This is a genomic window from Herbaspirillum sp. YR522, from assembly GCF_000282575.1.
Taxonomy (GTDB): Bacteria; Pseudomonadota; Gammaproteobacteria; order Burkholderiales; family Burkholderiaceae_D; genus Herbaspirillum.
Window position 1 is genome coordinate 37,604 of record NZ_AKJA01000064.1, and the last position, 6,668, is coordinate 44,271.

Genomic DNA, 6,668 nt, shown 5'->3' on the forward strand with positions numbered 1-6,668 from the left:
CACGCCATGTCGTCCATCCCCCAGATTCGCATCCCCGCCACCTACCTGCGCGGCGGCACCAGCAAGGGTGTCTTCTTCAAGCTCGACGACCTGCCCGCAGCGGCGCAGGTGCCCGGCCGCGCGCGCGACCGGCTGTTGCAACGGGTCATCGGCAGTCCCGATCCGTATGGCAAGCAGATCGATGGCATGGGGGGCGCCACCTCCAGCACCAGCAAGACCGTGATCGTCTCGCGCAGCACCCGCGCCGGGCACGATGTCGACTATCTGTTCGGCCAGGTCGCCATCGACAGCGACTTCGTCGACTGGAGCGGCAACTGCGGCAACCTGTCGGCCGCCGTGGGCCCGTTCGCCATCGGCGCCGGCCTGCTCGATGCCGAACGCGTGCCGCATGATGGCGTGGCACAGGTGCGGATCTGGCAGGCCAACATCGGCAAGACCATCATCGCCCACGTGCCGATGGCCGCCGGCCAGGTGCAGGAGACGGGCGACTTCGAGCTCGACGGCGTGACCTTTGCCGCGGCCGAGGTACTGCTTGAATTCATGGACCCGGCGGCCGAGGAAGAAGGCGGTGGCGGCGCCATGTTTCCCACCGGGAACCTGGTCGATACGCTGGAGGTGCCAAGCGTGGGCAGCTTCCGGGCGACCATGATCAATGCCGGCATCCCCACCATCTTCCTCAACGCCGATGAGCTCGGCTACACCGGCACCGAGCTGCAGGAAGCCATCAACGGCGATGCGCAGGCCTTGCAGCGCTTCGAAACCATTCGCGCCCATGGCGCCATGCGCATGGGCCTGATCGGCGCGCTGGAACAAGCCGCCCAGCGCCAGCACACGCCCAAGGTCGCCTTCGTGGCGCCGCCCCGCGACTATGTGTCGTCCAGCGGCCGCGCCGTCACCGACAAGGATGTCGATGTGCTGGTGCGGGCACTGTCGATGGGCAAGTTGCACCATGCGATGATGGGCACGGCGGCGGTCGCCATCGGCACCGCAGCGGCCATCCCTGGCACCCTGGTGAACCTGGCTGCCGGCGGCGGCGAACGCAACAGCGTACGCTTCGGGCATCCCTCGGGCACCCTGCGGGTGGGGGCCGAGGCGCGCCAGCAGGGCCAGCAGTGGCAGGTGACCAAGGCCATCATGAGCCGCAGTGCGCGCGTATTGATGGAAGGCTGGGTGCGGATACCGGGCGACGCGTTCTGACCCGGCCAGCGGGGCGCGGGCGAATCTGCGCTGGGGGACGATACAAAAAGGCCGGCGTCACGCAGTGACTGCCGGCCTTGAACAAGGTGCCAGGCGTTGCCTATACCCGGTAGATCTTCTCGCCGGTCTGCACGATCCTGAATTTTTCATTGGTCAGGGGATCGACGCTGCGGCCGTCGGTCAACCGATAGCTGCGTCGGTCCGCAGCGGCCACATCGTCGACTTCATCCTTCTGCGTCTGGTACACCTCGACGTGATAGGGTTCGCCGGTCTTGCCCTTGGCATCGAATTTTTCCACCAGATCCATGTGTTATCTCCTTGATATCCATTGGTAATGGCCCTGTGCCGAAGGAAAAGATAACAGATTCGGTCGCGCTTGCCAGCATTTCCGATGTTGCAGCGCAAGACCGCAATGCCCGCGCCCAGTGGCACGCCGCCGCGGCCTGGCGTCCCTGCCCCGCCCTGCCCGGATACGGCCATCAGAAATGCAGCGTGATCCCCAGGCCCAGCTGGCGGGTGACTTCGGCCTTGTTCAAGCCGGCCTTGTAGCCGACGTCGAGATCGATCGTGTCGTTGGGCGACCAGATCACGCCCAGCAACCCGTAGGCCGGCCAGGTGCGGTTGGCATGTTCGCTGTTCTGCGCCACGCCGACGTCGGCCACCAGCTTCCACTGTTCATTGACGGCATACCAGGCCGCGCCGGAGATACGCCATACGGTGCGCCGATGCGAATGCTCGTCGTCCAGCCGGGCGTAGCGGTTGTAGTTAATGCCGAGGTTGGCGTGCCAGGTCCAGGCGTTGACCTGGTAGGACCCCAGCAGGTCCAGGGCGGCGCTGCTGCGCCCGGTACCATGCCCGCGCTCGGGGTTGCCGCTGGTGCTGAAGAACTCCGGCTTGAGCGCCAGCGACAGGCCGTCGGCATCATGGAAGCGCCACTTGGCGCCCAGCGATGCATCGCCCATGCCGCTACCGGTGGGCGAGGCGAAGAACTGCGGCACATTGGCGAACAGGTCCAGCTTGTCGGTGACGCCGTATGTGTAGGTCAAGGCGCCGACATGACTGAACTGGCCGAATTGACGCAACCAGTCGGTGTTCATTTCAAGTTGATGATGGCCCTCGCCCTGTACGCCGGTGTCGTCGGTCACCAGTGGGTGGGCGGCATAGGCCGGGGCGATGGCTGCGCACAGCAGCCAGGCGGCGCAAGATGTCTTTTTCATGTATCCCCCATAGCTCAAACCGGGCGGATACTAGCATCCGGGCCGCCCGGACAAAAGACGAAATACGGGGTTTTGGCGTTAATCCAACAATGAAGGCGCAGGACTCGAACGCGGCATTAAAAAGCGAGCCCGGGCTCGCTGCGCCGGCGGGTATCAGCCCGATGCGCGCGCGGCCTCGGCAAGCTCCTGGCCGATATCGGGCAAGACCTGGGTCGGGATATGCAGCATGGCGCCCCAGTCGCTCCAGTCCCATGAAACCCGTCCGCACAGGTACTCCACGCTCGACAACGGCAAGTCGAAGTCGGCCGCCAGGGCCAGCAGGCGCGACAGCCGCTGTGGCCTGGCCGCGGCATTGGCCACGCAGACGTCGGCCAGGGCCCCGGCCAGTTCCAGCATGCGCACCAGCTGCTGCTGGCGGTCGCCTTCTTCCACCCCGGACGCCGTGGGTCGCTCGTGATACAGCACCGCGTTGCAGAACAGCCGGGGAAAGTGCCAGTCTTCCATCATGGCCGCCGCCAGCGCCAGGTGATCGAAGCCGAATGCGGCCTGCTCGCGCTCCAGCAGCACTTCGCCACTGGGGTTGTCGAGCAGCAGCTCGCCATAGCGCTTGGGACGGGCCGATGCCAGCCCCAGGCGACCGATTCCGGCCAGCAAGCCGTTGGTGAACATCTCGGCCGGCGGCGCCTGTTGCAGCATCTCGGCCAGCGCCTGGCCAGCGCAGGCCATGGCGGTGGAACGGGCCCAGAAGGCGTCGTAGTCGAATTCCTTGCAGTCGCCGCGACGGGCCGATTCGGTCAGCGAGATCGCCAGCGCCATCTGGCGCACCGCGTGCAGCCCGACCATCAGCAGCAATTCGACGTTGACGGCGGCCACCATGCGGCCCTTGTTGATGTTGGGGATATTGGCGATCTGGATCAGGCGTCCGGCCAGTACCGGGTCGCCCTGCACCTGCGAGACCAGCTCGGGCAGCGAGATATCTTCCTGCTGGCACATCTGCATGATGTTCAGGCGCACGCCCGACGGTGCTGGCAGCACTTCGGAATCCTGCAGCTCACGGAATGTCTTGTCTTCGATATAGGTCGACATGCTGGAATCGCCTTGGAGGTCGGGGGTTGTCGGCTGGCAAACGCCAAAAGTGTTGCTAGGATACCTAATCCCTTCTTTTTTTGCGATGCGCAACATTAAATTTCGACTCGTCCGTTCGTTTCGAAGAGCGTTTTCCTGACAAATGAACACGGCCTGCGCTGACTGCCGCCGGCCCACTGCCGCGCTAAGCTGGCCGGTATCACGAGCCTGGGAGCCGCCGCAGCATGGACGACATGGTAGTAGTACGTAAGCAGGGACTGTATTGCGTCCCGGGCGATTTCTACATCGATCCGTGGCAACCGGTGGCGCGCGCCGTCATTACCCACGCCCACGCCGACCATGCCCGCGTCGGCCACGCCAGTTACCTGGCCGCGACGCCCGGAGCCGGCATCCTGCGCGCCCGCCTGGGCCAGGAGATCGCGCTCGATACGCTCGACTACGGCCAGGGCGTGACCCACAACGGGGTGCGCCTGTCGCTGCATCCGGCCGGCCACGTGCTGGGCTCGGCCCAGTTGCGCATGGAGCACCAGGGCCGGGTGTGGGTCGCCTCGGGCGACTACAAGCTCGAAGTCGACGGCACCTGCACCCCGTTCGAGCCGGTGCGCTGCGACGCCTTCATCACCGAATCGACCTTTGGCATGCCAATCTACCGCTGGCAGCCGCAAGCCGAGGTATTCGAAGAGATCAATCGCTGGTGGCGCGCCAATGCCGGCGCCGGGCGTGCCAGCGTGCTGTTCTGTTATTCGTTCGGCAAGGCGCAGCGCATCCTGCATGGCATCGACGCCGATATCGGGCCCATCGTCTGCCATGGCGCGGTCGAACCGCTCAACCGGCTGTATCGCCAAGCCGGGGTGGCCCTGCCCCCCACGCTGAGCGTGGCGCAGGCCACCGAACTGGGCGCGCAGGCCGGTCGGCGCGGGGCAGCCGCCTTTGCCGGCGCGCTGGTACTGGCGCCGCCCTCGACCGCCGGCTCGACCTGGATACGCCGTTTCGGCGACTACAGCGACGCCTTTGCCAGCGGCTGGATGCGCCTGCGCGGCACGCGCCGCCGACGCGGCGTCGACCGTGGCTTCGTGCTCTCGGACCACGCCGACTGGCCGGCGCTGCAAGAGGCCATCGCCGCCACCGGCGCGCCACGGGTCATCGTCACCCACGGCCAGGTCGCGCCCATGGTGCGCTGGCTACGCCAGAACGGCCTGGACGCCGGCGCCTTCAATACCGAATACGGCGACGAGGACGATGCCGTGCCCGAGGGCGCCCATGCGTGAGTTCTCGCGGCTCTATGCCGAGCTCGATGGCACCACCTCGACCAGCCGCAAGCTGGCCGCGCTGCAGCAATACTTTGCCCACGCCAATCCCGACGACGCCGCCTGGGCCGTGTATTTCCTGGCCGGTGGCAAGCCGCGCCAGGCAGTGCCCAGCAAATGGCTGCGGCACTGCGCCATGCAATACGCCCAGATCGACGAGTGGCTGTTCGACGAATGCTATGACACCGTGGGCGACCTGGCCGAAACCATTGCCCATATTTTGCCCCCGGCCCCGCCACCGGCCACGCCTCATCCCGAGCTGGGGCTGGCGGTATGGGTCACCGAGCGCATTGCGCCGTTGCGAGGCGCGGCCCCGGAAGACATCCGTATCGGGCTGTTCCGGGCCTGGGACGAACTCGACTGGCAGGGGCGCTTCCTGCACGCCAAGTTGATCGGCGGCAGCCTGCGCGTGGGCGTGTCGAAATTGCTGGTCACGCGCGCCCTGGCCGCGGTGGCCGGGCTCGATCCCAAGCTGCTGGCGCAGCGCCTGGTCGGTTGGACCGATAACCGGGCCCGCCCCGACGCTGCGCGATTGCAGGCGCTGCTGGCCCCGGATGGCGGCGAGGGACAACGCCGGCTGGGTGGCCAGCCCTACCCGTTCTTCCTGGCGCACGCCTTGCTGGACGATCCGCGCACGCTGGGCCCGCTGTCGCATTGGCAGGTCGAATGGAAATACGATGGCATCCGGGCCCAACTGGTGCGACGCGACGGCGTCAACTGGCTCTGGTCGCGCGGCGAGGAACTGATCAGCGAACGTTTTCCCGAACTGGCCGCCCTGGCGTTGCCCGAGGGCGTGGTGCTGGACGGCGAGATCGTCATCCGCGAGGCCGGCGTCGATGCCGCCGAGCGTCCGGCCTCGTTTGCGCTGCTGCAAAAGCGCATCGGCCGCAGCAAGCTGTCGGCGGCGCTATTGGCCGAATTGCCGGCGGCGTTGATTGCCTATGACCTGCTCGAGCTCGACGGCCGCGACCTGCGCCAACGGCCCCAGGCCGAACGACGCGTGCTGCTCGAACAGCTGCTGGCCGAGCACGGCAACGCCTCGCTGCTGCTGGCGCCGCAGATCGCGGCGACCGACTGGGATGCCCTGGCGGCCCTGCGCGCACAGTCGCGCCAACGCGGTGTCGAAGGCATGATGCTCAAGGCGGCCGACGCCCATTACGGTGTCGGCCGCACGCGCGACGTCGGTGTCTGGTGGAAGTGGAAGATCGATCCCTACAGCATCGACGCCGTGCTGATCTACGCGCAGTCGGGCCACGGCCGGCGCGCCCAGCTCTATACCGACTACACCTTCGCAGTGTGGGACGACAGCCCCGACGACAGCGGCACGCAGCGCCGCCTGGTGCCGTTTGCCAAGGCCTATTCGGGGCTCACCGATGCCGAGATCGCGCAGGTCGACCGCATCATCCGCAACAGCACCATCGAGAAGTTCGGACCGGTGCGCAGCGTACGTCCCAGCCTGGTGTTCGAGATCGGCTTCGAAGGCATCGCGGCCTCGACGCGCCACAAGGCGGGCGTGGCGGTACGTTTTCCGCGCATCCTGCGCATGCGCCCAGACAAGAGCGTCGACCAGGCCGACACGCTCGAGGCGCTGCGCGCCATGCTGGCCGCGCGTACACCGGGAGGCGAGCGTGGACAGTCCTGAAAAAGCCGTCACCGGCCGCAGCGCGGTCAAGCAATGGTTTGCCCAGCGCCAGTGGACCTCGTTCGCGTTCCAGCAGGAAGTCTGGCGCGCCGCGGCGGCCGGCAAGAGCGGACTGCTGCATGCCAGCACCGGCGCCGGCAAGACCTATGCGGTATGGTTCGGTGCCCTGCTGCGTGCCGCACCCAAGCTCGGTGGGCCGCCGCCAAAGCGGCCGGGCGG

The 6,668-nt window shown here is 66.9% G+C and carries 7 protein-coding genes; 4 read left to right on the forward strand and 3 right to left on the reverse strand.

Going from position 1 to position 6,668, the window contains the following annotated elements:
- Window positions 1-6: 6 nt before the first annotated feature.
- Window positions 7-1,197, forward strand: coding sequence for a 2-methylaconitate cis-trans isomerase PrpF (gene prpF / locus PMI40_RS10535; RefSeq protein WP_008114985.1), 1,191 nt, complete (start codon window positions 7-9; stop codon window positions 1,195-1,197).
- A gap of 100 nt (window positions 1,198-1,297) precedes the next feature.
- On the opposite strand, the gene PMI40_RS10540 is transcribed toward prpF, so the two are convergent.
- The 3 genes from PMI40_RS10540 to PMI40_RS10550 all read right to left on the reverse strand — a co-directional run bounded on the left by PMI40_RS10540 (window position 1,298) and on the right by PMI40_RS10550 (window position 3,500).
- Entirely contained in the window at window positions 1,298-1,504 is a 207-nt protein-coding gene (locus PMI40_RS10540; RefSeq protein WP_008114986.1) for a hypothetical protein, read from the reverse strand.
- A 172-nt stretch (window positions 1,505-1,676) separates the two neighbouring features.
- On the reverse strand, window positions 1,677-2,414 hold the full coding sequence (locus PMI40_RS10545; RefSeq protein ID WP_008114988.1) for a transporter: 738 nt from the start codon (window positions 2,412-2,414) through the stop codon (window positions 1,677-1,679).
- 153 nt (window positions 2,415-2,567) lie between these two features.
- Window positions 2,568-3,500 (reverse strand): HDOD domain-containing protein, encoded by a 933-nt coding sequence (locus tag PMI40_RS10550; RefSeq protein ID WP_008114990.1) that lies wholly within the window; start codon window positions 3,498-3,500, stop codon window positions 2,568-2,570.
- Between the two features lie 224 nt (window positions 3,501-3,724).
- On the opposite strand from PMI40_RS10550, the gene PMI40_RS10555 reads away from it, so the two are divergent.
- From PMI40_RS10555 to PMI40_RS10565, 3 genes are all read left to right on the forward strand, one after another.
- Window positions 3,725-4,768 (forward strand): ligase-associated DNA damage response exonuclease, encoded by a 1,044-nt coding sequence (locus tag PMI40_RS10555; RefSeq protein WP_008114992.1) that lies wholly within the window; start codon window positions 3,725-3,727, stop codon window positions 4,766-4,768.
- Window positions 4,761-6,449 carry an ATP-dependent DNA ligase gene (locus PMI40_RS10560; RefSeq protein ID WP_008114994.1) on the forward strand — a complete coding sequence of 563 codons (1,689 nt, stop codon included), beginning with the start codon at window positions 4,761-4,763 and terminating at the stop codon, window positions 6,447-6,449. The genes PMI40_RS10555 and PMI40_RS10560 overlap by 8 nt, the downstream gene beginning before the upstream one ends.
- A partial coding sequence (locus PMI40_RS10565) for a hypothetical protein (protein WP_008114996.1) occupies window positions 6,436-6,668 on the forward strand: 233 nt, incomplete at its 3' end. The genes PMI40_RS10560 and PMI40_RS10565, both read left to right, overlap by 14 nt.